17 protein-coding genes and 1 pseudogene are annotated in these 18305 nt (G+C 71.1%); 10 read left to right on the top strand and 8 right to left on the bottom strand.

What is annotated here, in order from left to right; all coding sequences use genetic code 11:
- Positions 1 to 34: 34 nt before the first annotated feature.
- Positions 35 to 865, bottom strand: coding sequence for a COG1361 family protein (locus tag LWP59_RS10055; RefSeq protein ID WP_144643090.1), 831 nt, complete (start codon positions 863 to 865; stop codon positions 35 to 37).
- Positions 866 to 971: 106 nt separating this feature from the next.
- Positions 972 to 3293, bottom strand: a complete 2322-nt coding sequence (locus LWP59_RS10050) for a transketolase-like TK C-terminal-containing protein (protein ID WP_144643089.1) — start codon at positions 3291 to 3293, stop codon at positions 972 to 974.
- A 131-nt stretch (positions 3294 to 3424) separates the two neighbouring features.
- On the opposite strand from LWP59_RS10050, the gene LWP59_RS10045 reads away from it, so the two are divergent.
- The 5 genes from LWP59_RS10045 to LWP59_RS10025 all read left to right on the top strand — a co-directional run bounded on the left by LWP59_RS10045 (position 3425) and on the right by LWP59_RS10025 (position 8519).
- Positions 3425 to 3901, top strand: a complete 477-nt coding sequence (locus LWP59_RS10045; protein WP_144643088.1) for an Lrp/AsnC family transcriptional regulator — start codon at positions 3425 to 3427, stop codon at positions 3899 to 3901.
- Between the two features lie 118 nt (positions 3902 to 4019).
- Positions 4020 to 4502, top strand: a complete 483-nt coding sequence (locus LWP59_RS10040; RefSeq protein ID WP_144643087.1) for a YbaB/EbfC family nucleoid-associated protein — start codon at positions 4020 to 4022, stop codon at positions 4500 to 4502.
- A 10-nt stretch (positions 4503 to 4512) separates the two neighbouring features.
- Positions 4513 to 4845 (top strand): hypothetical protein, encoded by a 333-nt coding sequence (locus tag LWP59_RS10035; RefSeq protein WP_144643086.1) that lies wholly within the window; start codon positions 4513 to 4515, stop codon positions 4843 to 4845.
- A complete protein-coding gene (locus LWP59_RS10030) occupies positions 4842 to 6353 on the top strand; it encodes a WXG100 family type VII secretion target (protein WP_186383449.1) in 1512 nt (503 codons plus the stop codon). The genes LWP59_RS10035 and LWP59_RS10030 overlap by 4 nt, the downstream gene beginning before the upstream one ends.
- A 111-nt stretch (positions 6354 to 6464) precedes the next feature.
- Entirely contained in the window at positions 6465 to 8519 is a 2055-nt protein-coding gene (locus tag LWP59_RS10025) for a DUF6351 family protein (RefSeq protein ID WP_144643085.1), read from the top strand.
- Here the strand turns inward: LWP59_RS10025 and LWP59_RS40930 are convergent.
- The 5 genes and pseudogenes from LWP59_RS40930 to LWP59_RS10005 form a co-directional block, all read right to left on the bottom strand.
- Positions 8404 to 8844 carry an alpha/beta hydrolase domain-containing protein gene (locus LWP59_RS40930; protein ID WP_407653126.1) on the bottom strand — a complete coding sequence of 147 codons (441 nt, stop codon included), beginning with the start codon at positions 8842 to 8844 and terminating at the stop codon, positions 8404 to 8406. The genes LWP59_RS10025 and LWP59_RS40930 overlap by 116 nt on opposite strands.
- A gap of 98 nt (positions 8845 to 8942) precedes the next feature.
- Positions 8943 to 9299, bottom strand: a pseudogene (locus LWP59_RS40925) (alpha/beta hydrolase domain-containing protein); the annotation flags it as partial.
- A 24-nt stretch (positions 9300 to 9323) separates the two neighbouring features.
- Positions 9324 to 10175, bottom strand: a complete 852-nt coding sequence (locus tag LWP59_RS10015) for a MaoC/PaaZ C-terminal domain-containing protein (protein ID WP_144643083.1) — start codon at positions 10173 to 10175, stop codon at positions 9324 to 9326.
- Positions 10175 to 11269, bottom strand: coding sequence for an acyl-CoA dehydrogenase family protein (locus tag LWP59_RS10010; RefSeq protein ID WP_144643082.1), 1095 nt, complete (start codon positions 11267 to 11269; stop codon positions 10175 to 10177). The genes LWP59_RS10015 and LWP59_RS10010 overlap by 1 nt, the downstream gene beginning before the upstream one ends.
- Positions 11270 to 11284: 15 nt before the next feature.
- Positions 11285 to 12490: an acyl-CoA dehydrogenase family protein gene (locus LWP59_RS10005; RefSeq protein ID WP_144643081.1), complete on the bottom strand. Its 1206-nt coding sequence runs from the start codon at positions 12488 to 12490 to the stop codon at positions 11285 to 11287.
- A 283-nt stretch (positions 12491 to 12773) separates the two neighbouring features.
- On the opposite strand from LWP59_RS10005, the gene LWP59_RS10000 reads away from it, so the two are divergent.
- The 5 genes from LWP59_RS10000 to LWP59_RS09980 are packed head-to-tail and all read left to right on the top strand — an operon-like array spanning position 12774 to position 16559.
- The gene (locus LWP59_RS10000) at positions 12774 to 13646 is read left to right on the top strand and encodes an SDR family NAD(P)-dependent oxidoreductase (RefSeq protein WP_144643080.1); all 873 of its coding nucleotides are present in this window, start codon (positions 12774 to 12776) and stop codon (positions 13644 to 13646) included.
- A 1-nt stretch (position 13647) separates the two neighbouring features.
- Complete coding sequence (locus LWP59_RS09995) at positions 13648 to 14400, top strand: SDR family NAD(P)-dependent oxidoreductase (protein ID WP_144643079.1); 753 nt, start codon at positions 13648 to 13650, stop codon at positions 14398 to 14400.
- A gap of 13 nt (positions 14401 to 14413) precedes the next feature.
- Positions 14414 to 14821: a Zn-ribbon domain-containing OB-fold protein gene (locus LWP59_RS09990; RefSeq protein WP_144643078.1), complete on the top strand. Its 408-nt coding sequence runs from the start codon at positions 14414 to 14416 to the stop codon at positions 14819 to 14821.
- Complete coding sequence (locus tag LWP59_RS09985) at positions 14821 to 15954, top strand: thiolase C-terminal domain-containing protein (protein ID WP_144643077.1); 1134 nt, start codon at positions 14821 to 14823, stop codon at positions 15952 to 15954. The genes LWP59_RS09990 and LWP59_RS09985 overlap by 1 nt, the downstream gene beginning before the upstream one ends.
- Positions 15951 to 16559, top strand: a complete 609-nt coding sequence (locus LWP59_RS09980) for a PHP-associated domain-containing protein (protein ID WP_144643076.1) — start codon at positions 15951 to 15953, stop codon at positions 16557 to 16559. Before LWP59_RS09985 ends, LWP59_RS09980 begins: the two co-directional genes overlap by 4 nt.
- Positions 16560 to 16580: 21 nt before the next feature.
- On the opposite strand, the gene LWP59_RS09975 is transcribed toward LWP59_RS09980, so the two are convergent.
- Positions 16581 to 18251, bottom strand: a complete 1671-nt coding sequence (locus tag LWP59_RS09975) for an MFS transporter (protein WP_233459068.1) — start codon at positions 18249 to 18251, stop codon at positions 16581 to 16583.
- Positions 18252 to 18305: the final 54 nt, after the last annotated feature.

Genomic DNA, 18305 nt, shown 5'->3' with positions numbered 1-18305 from the left:
ACGCGGGAGAAAGCCACGTGGGCGCGCGTCCGCGTCAGCACCGCACGAGCAGACCTGTCAGTGCGTGGCAGGTGACCGCGGCCTTGTCGTTGGCCGCGTTCGGGTCCGCCGGCGTGCTCGCCTGCCGCGTCACCGTGGTGGTGAGCGGGCCCAGCGCGAGCAGCCCGGCGTTCACCGAGAAGCTCACCGTCTTGCCGGCGCCCGAGGACAGCGACCCGACGGCACAGGTGACCTGGCGGGTCGAGCCGACGCGGGAGCAGGTGGTCGAACCGGCGTAGATCAGGCCCGGCGCGTACGTCGAGGACAGCCGGACATCGGTCGCGGCACCGGGCCCCTTGTTGGTCGCCGTGATCGTGTACGTGATCTTCGAGGTGAGGATCCCCGGCGGTGAAGCCTGCACGGAGACGCCGATGTCCGCGGTCTTCGGGACACCGGTGATCGTCAGGTCCGGCCCGGCCAGCGTGTCCAGCGCGTAGTTGTCGCCCACGAGCTGCGTCTGCAGCGCGACCGTGCCGGGATCGACGTCGTCCTTGGCGCGGAAGGTGAACGTGACCGTCCGGCTCTCCCCTGCGGGCAAATCACCAACCGGGCCACGGAAGCTGCTGCCGAACACGTAGCAGTCGCTCGTCGTTCCGGTGCAGGACACCAGATCCGCCACGTCCGCGATGCCCCGCTGCGTGCTGTAGATCGCCGCCCGCGCGGATGTGATGGTGAAGTCCTGCGAGTTGTAGATCTGCTCGGTGACCGTGAAGGTCTGTCCCTGCGCGACCGTGGCGGGACTGACCTCGGCCGAGCTCGACTGCGGAGCCGCGGCCGCCGGTGCCACGGACAACGCCGTGGCACCAGCCGCCACCAGGGTGAACATCGTGGCTCTTCGGCGCATTCTTTGCGGTTTCATAACCCCTCACCGGTAGGACCGTCGCGTTTGGACGCGCGCTGACGACCATCAGTCGCCGGTCCTGCCCGGGGTGTTACGACTGGTCCCCCACATCGAGTGCCGCGCGGATGATGCTGTCGGTGTCGATGCCGTGGTAGCGGTAGACCTCCTCCAGCGACCCGGACTGCCCGAACCGCGTCACCCCGAGCCCGGCGTGCGGCACCCGGTTGACGTTCGCCAGGAACGCGAGCGTGTGCGGGTGCCCGTCGAGGACCGTGACGAGCGGGGTGGCCCGCGCCGCGGGGAACACCTGGTCGAGGATCCAGCTCGGCGCGTCCGACCGGCCCTGGCGCGCCGAAAGAGCCTCGAACAGCAGGCCCGGGCTCGTCACGCACACGACGTCCGCGGGCACGCCCGACGCCTCGAGCCGCTCGGCCGCCGCCAGCGCCTCCGGCACCATCGCCCCCATCACGGCCAGCGTCACCTTGGGCTTCTCCGTCCGCCGCAACGGGTAGGCCCCGGCGACGGCCTGCGACCGGCGGCGCTCCCTGGCGGCGGAGTCGGCCGGGACGGCGGCCAGGGTCTGCTCGATCGGCCGGGTGGACAGCCGCAGGTACGCCGAGCCGCCGTCCGGCTTGCCGAGCCGGGCGAGACTGGCCAGCAGGGTCCACTCGACGTCGATCGCGAACGCGGGCTCGTAGGTCACGCAGCCGGGCTGCTCGATCCCCAGCGAAGGCGTGGTGATCGACTGGTGCGCGCCGCCCTCCGGCGCCAGCGTCACCCCGGACGGCGTACCGACCACAATGGACTGTCCACCGGCGTAGATGCCGAACGACCACGGTTCGAGCGCGCGCTCGATGAACGGGTCGTAGAGCACGCCGATCGGCAGCAGCGGCTGCCCCCAGCGGCTCCAGGTCGCGCCGAGCTCGCCGAGCAGGCCGACCAGGTTCGTCTCGGCGATCCCCAGCTCGATGTGCTGCCCGGTCGGCTTCTCCCGCCAGTGCAGGATGGTCTCGGCGTCGTCGGCGAACCAGTCCACCCGCTCGGCCACCGACCACACGCCGACCTTGTTGACCCAGCCGCCGAGGTTGGTCGTGGAACTGACGTCGGGGCTCACCGTGACCACGCGTTTGGCGGCCTCCGGCGCCTCGCGGGTGAGATCCAGCAGCACCCGGCCCAGCGCGGCCTGGCTGGTCGTGGTGCCGGACGGGGTGCGCCCGATGTCGACGGGCAGCTCCGGCGGCTTGCGGGCCGGATACTCCGGGCGGCGCAGCCTCGCCGCCGTCTCGGCGCACAGCCGCGCGGCGGGACCGTCGGTGAACCGGCGCCACGGCCGCTCGGCGTCCTCGCCGAGCTCCGCCGCCAGCGCCCGCCACTGCTGGTCGCTCAGCAGGGACGAGTGGTTCTGCGGATGCCCCTGCGTGGGCAGGCCCCGGCCCTTGATGGTGTAGGCGAAGATGACCGTGGGCCGGGTGTCCTCGATGGACCGGAAAGCGCTGTCCAGTGCGTCGAGGTCGTGCCCGCCGAGGTTGCGGATCGCGGCGAGCAGCATGCCGTCGTCCACTTCGGACACCAGCCGCGCGATCTCGGCGTCACCGCCGGGCAGCCGGTCGCGCACCTGCTGGGCGTCGCAGCGCAGGAGGCGCTGGTACTCGGGGTTGGGCATCTCGTCGATGCGCGCCCGCAGGGCCGCGCCGCCGGGCCGGGTGAACAGCTCCTCCAGCAGGTGCCCGTACTTCAGCGTGAGCACCTGCCAGCCGGCCGCGGCGAACATCCCCTGCAGCCGCCCGGCGGCGATGTTCGGCACGACCCGGTCGAGCGACTGGCGGTTGAGGTCCACGATCCAGACGACCTCGCCGAGCTCGGCCACCCCCGGGTCGAGGATCGCCTCCCACACCGCGCCCTCGTCCAGCTCGGCGTCCCCGAGCAGGGAGTACTGCCGGCCGGTGCCCGCCCCGCCGACGGTGTTCTCGACGTAGCGCCTGGCCACCGCGCCCCAGATCGGGGCGGTGGCGCCGATGCCGACCGAGCCTGTGGAGTAGTCGACGGGATCGGGGTCCTTGGCACGGCTGGGATAGCTCTGCAGCCCGCCGAACTCGCGCAGCGTCGTCAGGTACGACTCGTCCAGCTCGCCGAGCAGGTAGTTGATCGCGTGCAGCACCGGCGAGGCGTGCGGTTTGACCGAGACCCGGTCCTCGGGACGCAGGTGCCGGAACCACAGCGAGGTCATGATCGACGCCAGCGAGGCGCTCGACGCCTGGTGCCCGCCCACCTTGAGGCCGGAGGTGTTGGGGCGCACCCGGTTCGCGTGCTGGATGATCGACGTCGACAGCCACAGGACGCGCTGCTCGACCTCTCGCAGCACCTCGGACCGGTCGGCCTCGCCCTGCGGGCGCGCCGCGGCAACGCTGGTCATTTCTCCACCTCGTCTTATGGGCACAAGTCCAAAACATGACAGCACCTTTGGTTCTGATGCACAATGTGACACCGATGCGTTGAGCAGAATGCTCAGCATGACAAGTGTCCGGCGAACCGAAAGCGAGCATCATGCCCAACCCCGACCGGATCGACGCGACCGACGCCCGGCTGCTGCTCGCGCTGACCGAGGACCCTCGCGCGACGACGATCGCGCTGGCCGAGCAGACCGGCCTGTCGCGGAACACGGTGCAGAGCCGCCTGGCGCGGCTGGAGGAACGGCTCGACTCGTTCCAGCGGCGGGTGCCGCCGAAGCTGCTCGGCTATCCGCTCACCGCGTTCGTCACCACGCAGGTCCGCCAGCGCCTGCTCGACGAGGTCGCCGCGGCGCTGGCGGACATCCCGGAGGTGCTGCAGGTGCAGGGCATCAGCGGGCAGACCGACCTGATGGTGCACGTGGTCGCCACCGACGCGGACGACCTGTACCGCATCGCGGGCCAGATCCTCGCGATCCCCGGCGTGGAGCGGACCAATACCGCGCTGGTGATGCGCGAGCTCGTCGACTACCGGATCAGCCCGTTGCTGCGGCATCGTGCCGAAGCGCGGTAAGCGCCTTCAGCACCGGCTGCCCCGGAGTTCAGCTGGCGGACCCTCCTGCGTAGCATGCCGTTCAGTCGGCACTGATCTACTTTTCGCGCTCAGACCTTCCCCTGTGACAGAGGACAAATTGACTCAGTTCGCATCCGGTGGCGACGGGGACCCGCTCGCCGCGTTCGACGCCGAGCTCCAGCTGATCAAGGCGAAGGCCGAAGAGGTACAGGCGCGGCTGCGCACCGCGTCCTCGACGATGCGGGCCCCGGACGGGGCGGTCACCGTCACCGTCGGTCCGAGCGGCGTCCTGCAGGAGATCTCCTTCGGCGCCGGGGCCTACCAGCGGCCACCGGAAGCGCTGTCCGCGCTCGTGATGCAGCTCGTCGCCGCCGCGCAGAAGGCTGTCTCCGCCGAGGTTTCCGGCGCGTTCGCCGACCTCGTCGGCGAGGACTCCGCGGCCATGGAGGTGCTGCACGAGTTCCTACCCGAGCCCGAGCGCGACGACGAGGACGAGGACGGCCCGGCCGCGCCGCCACCCCCGCCCCCGGCGCCGCCGCGGCAGCGACCGCCCCGTCGGCCCGCCGACGAGGACGACGACCACGACAACGAGCCCTGGTAGGAGGAAAACTGTGGCAGGCGAAGGGTTTTCCGTCGACCCGGCGGAGCTGCGGACGTTCGGCGGCTATCTCACGAACACCACCGCGGCCGCGGTCAAGGAGGCCGCGAGCGGGGTGCACGCGGCGAACGGCTTCGACAACCAGGCGTTCGGCGTCCTCGTCGCACAGATCCTCGCGGTGCCCGCGCGGATCGCGATGGCCACGGTCGCCGACAACCTCGACAAGGTCTCGCAGGACGTCACCACGGCGGCGGACACCACGACCAAGGCCGCGGCGGCCTACGCCGACCACGACGACAGCGTGTCGGCCGGGCTGGGCGAGTTCACCACGGAGCTGGGGCGATGAGCGTCGTGGACCCGATCACCACGTCGAACTCGACCACCGGCGCCGGGGTGATCGACAGCTGGCACAGCCTGGGGTCGTCGATCGAGGAGATCAAGACCGCGCACGGCGGGGACGCGGCCGCGATCGGCGTCGAGATCGGCGTGACGGCCGTCGGCGCCGTGCTGGACACCGTCGCGTTCGCGTTCGACCCGCTGGCGAAGCTGATCTCCGCGGGGCTGGGCTGGCTGATCGAGCACATCTCGTTCCTCAAGGAGCCGCTCGACCAGCTCGCCGGCGACCCGGCCGAGGTCAAGAAGCTGGCCGAGGAACTGCACAAGATCGCGGAGAACCTCCGCAACGCGGCCCAGGACATGGACTCCGCGCTGCAGGCGCAGATCACGAAGTGGCAGGGCGAAGGCTACGACGGCTTCAAGAGCCGGATGGACGGCCACCGCACGCAGATCGACGACGCCGGGCACTCGGTCGACGTCGCCGGCTACGTCGTCGAGACGACGATGGCGCTGATCACCGCCGTGCGCTCGCTGATCCGCGACATCATCACCACGATCCTGGCCGACATCATCTCCACCATGCTGGTCGCACTGGCGCTGGCGATCCCCACGTTCGGCGCGTCGGTGGTGGCCGGGGTGACGAAGTGCGTGGTCACGGCCTCGGTCCAGGCGGCCGCCATGGCGGCGAAGCTGGCCAAGGTGGTCGCTTTCGCGGGCCGCGTGGGCAAGCGGCTGGCGGACCTGGCGAAGCTCGCCAAGGGCAACGCGCCGCGGCCGGGCAGCGCGCACGAGATGACGCCGCCGCCGCGTCCGGGCACGCCGGTGACCACCACCCCGCACGACACCCCGCCGGGCACCCCGCACGAGGACACCCCGCCGGGCACGCCGCACGAGGACACGCCGCCAGGCACTCCGCACGACGAGACACCGCCGGGCACCCCGCACGAGGACAACGAGCCGTTCGACACGTGGCTGGCCGCGGACCAGCACTTCAACGGCCCGCACGAACCGGCCCCGAACACGCCGCACGAGAGCGCTCCCAGCACCCCGCACGAGGAGACTCCGCCGGGTACCCCGCACGAAGAGACGCCTCCCGGCACGCCGCACGACGACACCGAGACGTCGAGCGCCGGCACTCCCGAGCCCGCTCCCGCGCCGCCGAACCCGCAGTCCATCCTGCGCCCGCAGGACATCGCGCTGCTCAAGAAGCACGAGGACTGGCTGAAGGCCAACTTCGCCGAGTCGAACGCGAAGGTGAAGTTCGTCGACAACTGGGTCAAGCGGAACGCGCCCGACAGCTACCCGCTCGTGAAGGCCATGGCGGACGCCAAGAGCAGCAAGAACTGGGCCGGCTGGGTCGGCAAGGACGTGGTGAACGTCGACAAGGCGCTCACGGACATCCAGACCCAGGCGGAGGACGCCTGGCAGCAGTCGGACGAGAAGTGGCGCCAGGACCACCCGGACCCGGCCGCCCAGGGCGGGCCCGGCGCGCAGGATCCCGCGGCACAGCAGGCCTGAGCCGGGCCTGCGGCGGCATCCCAGAACCTTGTTCTAAAACTCCGCGCTGTGTGCTATACCGGCTTTCGTTGGTGCCACGCGGAAGTGGCACCCTTGCCCATTGAGGTGCTGATGGCGAGAAGTGCTTGGCGCTCGATGATCCTGCTGGCCGCGCTGGCCAGTCCCGTGCTCGTTCCCCTCACCGCGTCCGCCGATCCCGGGCCCCGGCTGACGCTCACCACGGTCTCCAACCCGCACCCCGACCTCGTCAGCGGCGGGCAGGTGCTGGTCGAGGTCAACACCCCCACCCGCGTCACCGCGAACGGCCACGACGTCACCCAGGCCTTCCACCGCGTCCCCGGCGGGGGCTTCCTCGGCCTGGTGACCGGGCTGCGCAACGGCGACAACGAGATCGTCGCCGGGGACCGCGACCGGCCGGCGAAGCTGCGCGTCACCAACCACCCGATCACCGGTCCGGTGTTGTCCGGCAAGCAGCAGCAACCGTTCTACTGCGAGACCACCGCGTACGGCCTGCCGCCCGCGCAGCAACCGCTGTGCAGCGCGCCGACCCAGGTGAGCTACCAGTACCGCAACACCGCAGGGATCTTCGCGCCGCTCGCGGACCCGGCGGCCCGGCCCGCCGACCTCGCGTCGGCGACCGTCAACGGCGTCAAGGTGCCCTACGTCGTGCGCGTCGAGCGCGGGACGATCGACCGCGCCGTCTACGAGATCGCGGCGCTCTACGACGGCCGGCCTTCGCCGTTCACCCCCGACCGCGCCTGGAACTCCAAGCTCGTCTACACCTTCGGCGGCGGCTGCAACGGCGGCTACCACCAGGGCGCGACGACCGGCGGCGTGGTCGACGACCTGTTCCTGTCGCAGGGCTACGCCGTCGCGTCGTCGAGCCTCAACGTGCTCGACAACAACTGCAGCCCGATCATCTCCGCCGAGGCCGCGATGATGGTCAAGGAGCACTTCATCGAGACCTACGGCCCGGTGCTGCACACGATCGGCTGGGGCGGCTCGGGCGGGGCGATCCAGCAGTACGACATCGCCGAGGAGTATCCGGGCATCGTCGACGGGATCATCCCCGGCATCTCCTTCCCGGACCCGCTCAGCACGGGCGGGCCGGTGTCGGACTGCCGGCTGCTGAACCAGTTCTTCGCCGGGCCCGGCGCGTCGTTCACGGCCGAGCAGAGGAAGGCCGTGGCCGGGTACAACGACTACACCACGTGCACCTCCTGGGAGGTGACGTTCGCGAACCGCGCGACCGCGACGGGCAGCTGCAACGCGGCGATCCCGGTCTCGGCGCGCTGGGACCCGGTCACAAACCCGGGCGGCGTCAAGTGCAGCTCCAACGAGCAGCTGGTGAACCAGTTCGGGCGTGACCCGCGGACCGGGTTCGTCCGCAGCCCGCTGGACAGCGTCGGCATCCAGTACGGCTTGGCCGCGCTGAAGTCCGGCCAGCTCAGTCCCGCGCAGTTCGCGTTGCTCAACGCGTCGATCGGCGGGCTGGACTACACCGGCACGCCGGTCCCGCAGCGGACGGCGGCCGACCCGAAGGCGCTCAGCGCCGCCTACGCCGACGATCTGCTGAACTCGGCGTCGCAGGGGTTGCGTGAGACGCCGATCATCGACCAGCGCAGCGACCTGGACCTCGCCGGGCTGGGCAACGACATCCACACCACGGAGTGGTCGTTCGCGATGCGGCAGCGGCTGCTGGACGCCAACGGGACCGCCGGGAACCAGGTCATCATCGAGAACCAGGTCACCGACGCCGCCGCGGCCAGCGGCTACGAGCTCGACGCGATGGACCGCTGGCTCACCGCGGTCGACGCCGACCACTCGCCGGGCAGCCAGGCGCACAAGGTGCTGGCCGACCGGCCGCGCGACCTGGGCGACGGGTGCTACCTGGCGGGACAGCGGGTGCGGGCGCCGCTGGACCGCGGGCAGTGCGCGGCGCAGTACCCGGTGGCGGGCAACCCGCGGACGGTGGCCGGTGAGGGGATCGGGACGGACGTGCTGAAGTGCCGGCTCGAGCCGCTGGACTTCCGCGACTACCCGGTGACCTTCACCGACGCGGAGAAGAAGCAGCTGCGCGCCGCCTTCCCGGACGGCGTGTGCGACTACAGCAAGCCGAGCGTCGGCGCGCGCAAGCCCGCCGGGACGTGGCTGAGTTACTCCTGACACTCCCACGGCGAACGTAGTGGCACGCACGGAGGGACCCGCCCCGGGGCCCTGCAGCCCGGGGCGGATCGGGCCGGTTACACCACCGCCGGTGGCGGGCCTGGTCGATCAGGACCCGGCCGTCCTCCGGCAGGACGAAGTGCTCCCCCACCAAGGGCTGCACGACGTCCCGCACCTGGTGCCGATAGTCCGAGTCGCTGTAGTACAACGACGCGAGCTGCGCGGCCGTGAAGTCCCGGTGCGTCCCGTACAGGAAGCCGGCGGACCCGGGTCGATGATCGCCAGCGGCGGCGCGATCCGCGGCGGGACGCCCTTGCGCACCCACTTGTCCAGCGCGTCGTACGCGGCGTGGAACACCGCCCACGACGGAACCCCGGCGCCGCGGTAGATGTCGTTCTCGGTGGACACCCGGATCGCCTTCGAGATTCCCAAGTCCGCCAACGGGTTCGACCGGCTGTGGCCCTTCAGCAGCTGGGCGATCTCGGTGTAGATGTCGAACGACTGCGCGTCGTCCATGACCGCGCCGTGGTCGGTCACGTCGAGCGAGCCGTAGCGCTGCGGGCTCCACTCGGTGAGGCCGAGTCCGGCGGTCGCGCCCGGAGGCGCGCCGTTGGCGCCGACGTGCTGCACCGAGGCGCCGATCCAGGTCCAGCCGTTGCGCACGAAGTAGTCGGCGCTGGCCGGCCCCGCGCCCGGCGAGACCGTGGGGGCGAGCCGTGTGCCGGAGCCGCCTGCGCCGTCAGCGGCGCCGCGGCGAGGACGAGTGCGAGCAGGAGGCACACCCGGCTGCGCATCGGATTCCCTTCACTGGGGACGAAGTGCTACCACTCCCCGGTCGAGCACGACGGCACCGTCGTCCTTTGTGGACCTGAAGGTGGCGGTGTCGCCATCGGTCCACATCGACACGGTCAGCGACTCGCCCGGGAACACGGGGGCGCTGAACCGGCCGGACATCCCGGCGAAGCGCGCGGGGTCCGAGCCGGCGAGCGTGTGCAGCAGCGCGCGGCCGGTGACGCCGTAGGTGCACAGGCCGTGCAGGATCGGCCGCGGGAACCCGGCCCGCGCGGCGAACGCGGGATCGGAGTGCAGCGGGTTGCGGTCGCCGGAGAGCCGGTAGAGCAGGGCCTGCTCCGGGCGGGTCCGGTAGGTGACCTGGTGGTCGGGCGAGCGCGCGGGCTCCTGCCACTCCGACGCCGGCCCCCGGTCGCCGCCGAAGCCGCCCTCGCCGCGGATGAACGCCGAACTGCGTGAAGTGACCAGCAGCTCCCCGGACGCCGCGTCGACGGCGGTCGCCTCGGTGACGACGAGGGCGCCCGAGCCCTTGTCGTAGATGCCGGTGATCTTGGACGTCACCTGCGCGGTGCCCGCCGGGGACAACGGCCGGTGCAGCTCGAAGGCCTGCTCCGCGTGCACCAGCATCGCGCGGTCGAAGTCGCCGAGGTCGCGGCGGCCGCCGCCCTGCGCGGCCAGCACGGCGAACGTGGGCAGCACCTGCTGGGTGATCCCGGCCGAGTTCTCCGTGGTGAAGGGCAGTTCCTCGGCCGGGTCGTCGAGCCCGGCGCCGACGCCGACCGCGTAGAGCAGCGTGTCCCTGCTCGTCCAGGACCGCTCCACCGGCTCGGACTCGACGCCGATCAGGTCGTGGTTGAGCGCCATCAGATGCCGATCCTTCCGGCGAGCCGTTCGCGGTGGTAGGCGGGGTCACCGAACAGCAGTTCACTGGCCTTGGCCCGCTTGAAGTACAGCTGCGCGTCGTGCTCCCACGTGAAGCCGATCCCGCCGTGCATCTGGATGTTCTCCGCGGCGGCGTGGAAGAACGTCTCCGACGCGTACGCCTTGGCCAGCGACGCGACGACCGGCACCTCGTCGGCGTCCTCGGCGACCGCCCACGAACCGTAGATCACCGCCGAGCGGGTCGACTCGACCTCCAGCAGCAGGTCCGCGCAGCGGTGCTTGAGCGCCTGGAAGCTGCCGATGGGCTTGTCGAACTGCTCACGGAGCTTGCCGTAGGCCACGGCCATGTCCAGCGCGGCCTGCGCGCCGCCGAGCTGTTCGGCGGCCAGAGCCAGCGCCGCGATGTCGAGGGTGGCGGCCAGCGGGCCTTCGGCGGGGCCGATCAGCTCCGCCTCGACGCCGTCGAACTCGAGCCGGGCCAGCCGGCGCGTCTGGTCCAAAGTGGGCAGTGCGGTCGCGGTGAGCCCCGCGGCGTGCCCGTCCACCGCGTACAGGAACATGCCCTCAGCCGTCCGGGCGGTCGCCAGCACCAGCGTGGCGTTGTGCCCGTCGAGGACGAAGTTCTTGTGCCCGGTCAGCCTGCCGTCCGCGGCGGAGAGGCCGGAACCGTTGCCGCTCCAGCCGCCGCTGTCGTCGGTGAACGCGAGCGTCGCGATGGTCTCGCCGCTCGCGATGCCCGGCAGGTAGCGGTTCTTCGCCTCCTCGTCGCCGGACTTCAGCAGCGCCGTCGCGGCCAGCACCGCAGTCGCGAAGAACGGTCCACAGTAGAGCGCGCGGCCCATCTCCTCGAGCACAATGCACTGCTCGACGAAGGAGAACCCGGCGCCGCCGTACTCCTCGGGGATCGCCAGCGCGGGCAGGCCGAGCTGCACCGACAGCTGCTTCCACACCGCGTCGTCGTACCCGGCGACGGTCTCCATCTGCTCCCGGACCGCCGTGCTCGGCGACCGCTCGGCGAGGAACCGGTGCACCGAGGACCGGAGTTCCTTCTGCTCAGGGCTTTCCGTGAACTGCATGGCGGCTCTCCCGGGTCATCTGGGCAGGCCGAGCGCCCGCTCGGCGATGATGTTGCGCTGGATCTCGCTCGTGCCGGAGTAGATGGTGCCCGCCCGGCTTGCCAAGAACGTGTTCTGCCACTGGCTGGTCGGGTAGTCCTCACCCTCCGGGCGGACCAGCCCGTGCGTGCCGACGATGTTCATCGCGAGCTCGCCGAGGCGCTTGTGGTACTCGCTCCAGAAGAGCTTGTTGACCGACGCCTCGGGGCCAGGCTGCGTGCCCTGGGCGACCTGCGCGAGCGTGCGCAGCCCGCTGAAGCGCATCAGCTGCACCTGCGTGTAGGCCCACGCGAGCTGCTGGCGGATCAGCGGGTCCTCGTGTCTGCCGTACTTGCGGGCGGTCTCGACCAGCGCCCAGAACTCGCGCTCGAAACGCAGGTGCTGCACGGTCGCGCGGCCGCCGCGCTCGTGCCCGAGGGTGGTCATCGCCACGCGCCAGCCGTTGTTGAGCCCGCCGACGACGTTGAACAGCGGGGCCCGCACGCCGTCGAGGAAGTCCTCGCAGAACTCGGCGGCGCCGGACATCTGCCGGATCGGCCGGTACTGCACCTCGGGCCCGGTGAAGGGCACCAGCACATAGGACAGGCCGCGGTGCTTGGGCGCCTCGGGGTCGGTGCGGCACAGCACGAACATCTTGTTCGCGCGCGCGGCGCCGGACGTCCACACCTTCTGCCCGGTGAGCACGATGTCGTCCCCGTCGACCACGCCGCGGGTCTGCACGGCGGCGAGGTCGGAGCCGTGCCCCGGCTCGGAGAAGCCCTGGCAGTAGACGTCCTCGCCGGAGACGATCCGCGGCAGGAACGCCGCCTTCTGCTCGGGCGTGGCGTGCACGAGGATCGCGGGGCCGACGAGCGTCTCCCCCATCCCCCGCACCACGCGCGGGACGCCGGAGCGCGCGAACTCCTCGTTGAGCACCGCGACGCGCACGGCGTCCATGTCCTGGCCGCCGTACTCGGCGGGCCACTGCGGGCAGACGAGCTTCGCCTCGAGCAGTTCCCGCTCCCACTCCCGGTACCGGGGGTCGGCGAGCGCCTCGTCGAGGCCGGGGGTCCGGCGGCCGCCGGTGATCAGCGCCGCCTCCCAGCTGACCAGGCCGGACAGCCCGTCCGGGGCGTGTGCGGCGATCCACGAGCGCAGATCGGCGCGGAACGCGTCGATCTCGGGGCCCAGGTCGAGTTCCATGGCGCGTGCTCCTCGCTCCGCTGCGACGATCGCGTTGACCTCAATACTAGAATCTGATTCTTACATCAGACCCCCGCCCGGTACCGGTGTCAATACCCCGTCCGCCTTGACACGGCCACGCTCGGCAGCCGAAGCTGATTTCAGAAGCAAGTTCTATTGTGGCGTTGTCACCAGTCCGACCACAGTCACGGCTATCCGGCTTGCGCAGCAACGGTTACGCGCGGCTCGGGGTCTGCCTGCTTTTGGTCGGACCGGTGAAACCCTGCGACGAAGGGCGGTCATCATGGGTCGACTTGACGGGCGGGTCGCGATCGTGACGGGCGCGGGCCGCGGCATCGGAGCCTCGGTCGCGCGCCTGCTGGCGGGCGAGGGCGCACAGGTCGTGGTGAACGACCTCGGCGCACAGCTGGACGGCTCGGGAATCGACGACGGGCCGGCCGCCGGGGTGGTCGCCGAGATCGCGGAGGCGGGCGGCAAGGCGATCGCGAACTTCTCCGACGTCTCCGACCACGCCGCCGCCGAAGAGCTGGTGGCGACCGCGATCGGCCAGTTCGGGCGGCTCGACGTGGTGGTGAACGTGGCGGGCATCCTGCGCGACCGGATGGTGTTCAACATGGCCGAGCGCGAGTGGGACGACGTGATCCGGGTGCACCTCAAGGGCACCTTCAACACCACGAAGTTCGCCGCCGCGCACTGGCGCTCGCTGCGGGACGAGGGCGCGCAGAACCGGATCATCAACTTCACCTCGGTCTCCGGCCTGCACGGCGCGCCCGGGCAGCCCAACTACGCGGCGGCGAAGATGGGCATCGTCGGGCTGACCTACTCCAGCGCGAACTCGCTGGCCAAGTACGGCGTCACGGTCAACGCCATCTCGCCGGGCGCCGCGACCCGGATGACCGCGTCGATCCCCGGCGATCGGCGCAAGAGCCCGCAGACCGACGAGCGCTCCCCCGACAACGTCGCGCCCGTCGTGGCCTACCTCGCCGGCACCGGCTCGGGCTGGATCAACGGCCGCATCCTGCATTCGGCGGGCTACCAGATCGCGCTGTACAACAACCCGGAGCCGGTCAGCCGCATCGTCGGGACGGCCCCGTGGGACCCCGACTCGCTCGCCACCCAGATCGAGTCGTCCTTCGGTCCCCTGCTGGGCCGCTGACATGGCCGCGCTGGAGGGAAAGGTCGCGCTGGTCACCGGCGCGAGCCGGGGCATCGGGGCGGCGATCGCGGAGCTGTTCGCCGCCGAGGGCGCCCGCGTCGTGGTCACCGCGCGGACGGTGACACCGGAGCAGAGCCGCCTGCCCGGCACGATCTCGGACACGGTCCAGCGGATCACCGCGGCCGGCGGCAAGGCGACGGCGATCGCGGCCGATCTGTCCAAAGGGGACGATCGACAGCGGTTGGCGCACGAGGCCGGCCCGGTCGACATCCTGGTCAACAACGCGGCCGTCACCTACTTCACGCCCATCGAGGAGTTCTCCGCCCGCCGGTTCGCGCTGATGTTCGAGGTACAGGTGACCGCGCCCGTGCACCTGGCACAGCTGTTCGCGCCGGGAATGCGCGGCGCGGGCTGGATCCTCAACATCTCCTCCCGCGCGGCGCGCCATCCGGCCCCGGACTCCGGGCGGCGTGGCGGCACCGTGTACGGGATGTGCAAGGCGGCACTCGAGCGGTTCAGCACCGGGCTGGCCGCCGAGCTCCACACCGACGGGATCACCGTCAACGCGTTGTCGCCGAGCAAGGTCGTCCCGACGCCCGGCACCGTGTTCCACCACCTGACCACCGAGGACGACCCGAAGGCGGAACCACCGTCGGTGATGGCGGCCGCGGCGCTCGCGCTGTGCCGGCCAGGCGCGCCCAGCGGCCGGGTCGCCTACTCGCAGGAGATCCTCGCCGAACTCGCCCTGAACTGAAGGAGTGCGACCGATGGGCAAACCCGTTCCCGCGCCCACGCCGGAGACCAGGCCGTTCTTCGACGGCGCCGCGGCAGGCGAGCTGCGCATCCAGCGCTGCGCCGACTGCGGCGAGCCGTTCTTCTACCCGCGCCCGAGCTGCCCGTTCTGCGCCTCGGGCGCGGTGGAGTGGTTCACCGCGAGCGGCCGCGCGACGCTGTACTCTTACACGATCAGCCACCGGCCGGCGCCGGGCTTCGAGCAGGACGCGCCGTACGCGATCGCCGTGGTGCAGCTGGCCGAGGGCCCGCGGATGATGACGAACATCGTCGGCATCGAGAACACCCCGGACAACCTGGTGCTCGACATGGACCTCGAAGTCACCTTCGAGCAGCGCGGCGACGTCACGATCCCGCAGTTCACCCCCGCCGGAGGCCACTGATGGCAGCCATCGCCGGAGCCGCGGAGACCGACGAGATCGGTGTGCTGCCAGGCCATTCGACCCTGCGCCTGCACGTCGAGGGCGCCCGTAACGCGCTCGCCGACGCCGGCCTGAAGCTGTCGGACATCGACGGGATCGCCTCGGTGTCCTCGCCGGGCCCGATCCAGGTGGCGCACGCGCTGGGCATCCAGCCCCGCTGGATCGACGGGACCGGGGTCGGGGGCACGTCGTTCCTGCTGCACGTCCGGCACGCGGTCGCCGCGATCCAGGCCGGGCACGCCGACACGATCCTGATCACGCACGGCGAGTCGGGCCGGTCGCGCGTCGGCTCGGCGCGCGGCTCGATGCCGGCGTCGAGCCCGAACGCGCAGTTCGAGGCGCCGTACGGGGTGTTCGGGCCGCCGACGATGTTCACGATCCCGTTGCTGCGGTACATGAAGGAGTTCGGGCTGACCCCCGAGCAGCTCGCGTCCGTGGCCGTCGCGCAGCGCAAGTGGGCCGCACGCAACCCGCGGGCGATGTACCGGAAGCCGATCACGGTCGAGGACGTGCTCGACTCGCGGATGATCTCCTATCCGTTCCACCTGCTGGAGTGCTGCCTGGTCACCGACGGCGGCGGCGCGCTCATCGTCACCTCCGACGAGCGCGCGGCCGACCTGCGCAAGCCGCCGGTGCACATCCTGGGCACCGGGGAGACTTTCGAGTCGCCGCTGATCTCGCAGATGGCGGACTTCACCACGTCCGCGGCCTTCTGCCGGTCGAGCCGCGACGCGTTCGCCGAGGCGAGGATCGGGGTCGGCGACGTGGACCACGTGATGATCTACGACGCGTTCGCGCACGTGCCGATCTACGGCCTGGAGGACATGGGCTTCGTCGGGCGGGGCGAGGCGGGGCCGTTCATCGCGGAGGGGCACACGTCGCCGGGCGGGTCGCTGCCGGTGAACACCAACGGCGGCGGGCTGTCCTACACGCACACCGGGATGTACGGGATGTTCCTGATCCAGGAGTCGGTGCGGCAGCTGCGCGGCGAGGCGGCGGCGCAGGTGCCGGGCGTCGAGGTGAGCGTGGCGCTGGGCAACGGCGGGATGTTCATGGCCGCGGGCACGCTGGTGCTGGGCAACCGCAAGCCATGATCCGGGTCGACACCCACCTGCACACCGTCGAGTCCGGCGACGCGGTGACGACGGTCGACCAGCTCGCGGACCGGGTCGCCGCGTGCGGCCTGGACGTGGTGTGCGTGACGGAGCACAACCACATCGCCGGCTACGACCTGTCGCGGCTCATCGGCGCGCGGGTCGTGGTCGGCGAGGAGATCCGGACGCGGTCGGGCGAGCTGATCGGGTTGTTCCTGCGGGAGCGCGTGCCGTACGTGCTGCCCGCGGACGAGGTCGTGGCGCGCATCCGGGAGCAGGGCGGGATCGTGTGCGCGCCGCACCCGTACGACCCGTTGCGCGGGGGCGTGGGCGCGGAGCTGCCGTCGCTGTGCGAGGCGGGGTTGATCGACGCGGTGGAGGTCTTCAACGCGAAGATCGCCGACCAGTCGGTCAACGCCGCGGCACTGGCGACGGCGCGGGAGTTCGGCCTGCCGGGCACCGCCGGCTCCGACGCCCACGACCCGGCGGGCATCGGCGCGGCCTACCTGGAGATGCCCGACTTCGACGGCCCGCGGGACTTCCTGGAAGCGCTCCACTCGGCCGTCGTGCACGGCGAGTACCGGCCCCACGCGCCGAGGTTCTGAGTGCGAGGCCCGTCCTGCCCGTCAGGAAGCCTTCTCGTGGGACGGCACCGGCGTCTCCAGTTCCGCTGCCACATAACGGCTTCCCCGGAAGGCGCTCGCGCCCGCCGCGATCAGGCACGCCGCGATGGCGAAGCCGAACGCGATGTGCAGCCCCGCCTGGAACGGGCCCGCGATGAGGTTCGGGAAGAACGAATGCCCCGTCAGCGCGGCCGCATCGGCGGGTGGCAGCTGCGCGATCACGTTGTTCCCCAACAGGTGCTGCATCGGGTTGTAGCCGAGGAAGGCCGCGAACAGCACCGAGACCGGCGGGCTGCCCGCCACCGCCGCGGCCGCCGCGGGCGGGACGTGGTGCGCCTCCAGGCCACTCGTCAGCGTCGAGGGCAGGCTCGCCGCCAGGCCGGTGATCATCAACGAGAAGAAGATGCCGATCGAGAACACCTGCGCCGAGTTCTGGAAGGTCGAGTTCATCCCGCCCCCGGCGCCGCGGTGGCTCACCGGCAGGCTGTTCATCACCGCCGCCCGGTTCGGCGACGCGAAACACCCCATCGCGAGCCCGTTCAGCAGCAGGATCGCCGCGAAGGCCGGATACGGGAAGTCGATCGGCAACAGCTCCAGCAACACGAACGTCATCGCCGCGGCGAGCATGCCCGCGGTCGCGAACGGCCGTGCGCCGAACCGGTCCGACAGGTATCCCGAAACCGGGCCCGCCGCGAGGAAGCCGACCGTCAGCGGCAGCATGTGGATCCCGGCCCACAACGGCGTCGACTCGAAGCTGTAGCCGTGCAGCGGCAGCCAGATCCCCTGCAACCAGATGATCAGCATGAACATCAGCCCACCGCGGCCGAGCGCGGACAGGAAGGTCGAGAGCGTGCCGAACGTGAACGCCCGGATCTTGAACAACGGCAGCCGGAACATCGGGAACCGCACCCGCGTCTCGATCACGCCGAACGCCACCAGCAGCGCCACGCCCACGGCGAGGCAGCCGACGACGACCGGGCTCGTCCAGCCCATCGTGTGCCCGCCGTGCGGCTGGATCCCGTGCGTGATCCCGATCATCACCAGGATCAGCCCGACCGCGAAGGTGACGTTGCCCAGCCAGTCGATCGGTTCGCCCGAGCGCTTCGACAGGTCGTGCAGCCGCCGGTAGGCCCACACCGCGCCGAACACCCCGCACGGCACGGAGATCAGGAACACCAGCCGCCAGTTGATCGGCGCGAGCAGGCCGCCCAGCACCAGCCCGATGAACGTGCCGCTGATGCCGGCGACGTTGTTGATGCCGAGGGCGAGCCCGCGCTGCCGCGGCGGGAACGCGTCGGTGAGGATCGCGCCGGAGTTGCCGACCAGGAACGCCCCGCCCACGCCCTGCACGATCCGCCACAGCAGCAGCCAGATCGCGCCCGCGTGCCCGGTCATCCAGTCGATGGTGAGCATGAGCGAGGCGAAGGTGTAGATGACGAACCCGAGGTTGTACATCCGCACCCGGCCGAACAGGTCACCCAGCCGCCCGACGCTCACCACCAGCACGCTGCTGGTGACCAGGTAGCCGAGGATCATCCACAGCAGGTAGAAGCTGTTCTCCGGCAACAGCGGATCGAGCTGGATGCCGCGGAAGATGTCCGGCATCGCGATCAGCATGATCGACGAGTCGATCGTGGCGAGCAGGACGCCGATCGTCGTGTTGGTCAGCGCCACCCATTTGTACCTCTCCCCCCGAACGTCCGCCCCGCCCACTCGCCATCCTTTCCC

Source organism: Amycolatopsis acidiphila (genome assembly GCF_021391495.1).
GTDB lineage: Bacteria > Actinomycetota > Actinomycetes > Mycobacteriales > Pseudonocardiaceae > Amycolatopsis_E > Amycolatopsis_E acidiphila.
This window is presented reverse-complemented; position numbering and strand designations above follow the sequence as displayed.

What these genes read in the sequence shown, in the direction of transcription:
- LWP59_RS10055 (WP_144643090.1), bottom strand. Translation starts at nt 865, where the DNA reads ATGTTCACCCTGGTGGCGGCTGGTGCCACGGCGTTGTCCGTGGCACCG.
- LWP59_RS10050 (WP_144643089.1), bottom strand. Translation starts at nt 3,293, where the DNA reads ATGACCAGCGTTGCCGCGGCGCGCCCGCAGGGCGAGGCCGACCGGTCC.
- LWP59_RS10045 (WP_144643088.1), top strand. Translation starts at nt 3,425, where the DNA reads ATGCCCAACCCCGACCGGATCGACGCGACCGACGCCCGGCTGCTGCTC.
- LWP59_RS10030 (WP_186383449.1), top strand. Translation starts at nt 4,842, where the DNA reads ATGAGCGTCGTGGACCCGATCACCACGTCGAACTCGACCACCGGCGCC.
- LWP59_RS10025 (WP_144643085.1), top strand. Translation starts at nt 6,465, where the DNA reads ATGGCGAGAAGTGCTTGGCGCTCGATGATCCTGCTGGCCGCGCTGGCC.
- LWP59_RS10015 (WP_144643083.1), bottom strand. Translation starts at nt 10,175, where the DNA reads ATGGCGCTCAACCACGACCTGATCGGCGTCGAGTCCGAGCCGGTGGAG.
- LWP59_RS10010 (WP_144643082.1), bottom strand. Translation starts at nt 11,269, where the DNA reads ATGCAGTTCACGGAAAGCCCTGAGCAGAAGGAACTCCGGTCCTCGGTG.
- LWP59_RS10005 (WP_144643081.1), bottom strand. Translation starts at nt 12,490, where the DNA reads ATGGAACTCGACCTGGGCCCCGAGATCGACGCGTTCCGCGCCGATCTG.
- LWP59_RS10000 (WP_144643080.1), top strand. Translation starts at nt 12,774, where the DNA reads ATGGGTCGACTTGACGGGCGGGTCGCGATCGTGACGGGCGCGGGCCGC.
- LWP59_RS09995 (WP_144643079.1), top strand. Translation starts at nt 13,648, where the DNA reads ATGGCCGCGCTGGAGGGAAAGGTCGCGCTGGTCACCGGCGCGAGCCGG.
- LWP59_RS09990 (WP_144643078.1), top strand. Translation starts at nt 14,414, where the DNA reads ATGGGCAAACCCGTTCCCGCGCCCACGCCGGAGACCAGGCCGTTCTTC.
- LWP59_RS09985 (WP_144643077.1), top strand. Translation starts at nt 14,821, where the DNA reads ATGGCAGCCATCGCCGGAGCCGCGGAGACCGACGAGATCGGTGTGCTG.
- LWP59_RS09980 (WP_144643076.1), top strand. Translation starts at nt 15,951, where the DNA reads ATGATCCGGGTCGACACCCACCTGCACACCGTCGAGTCCGGCGACGCG.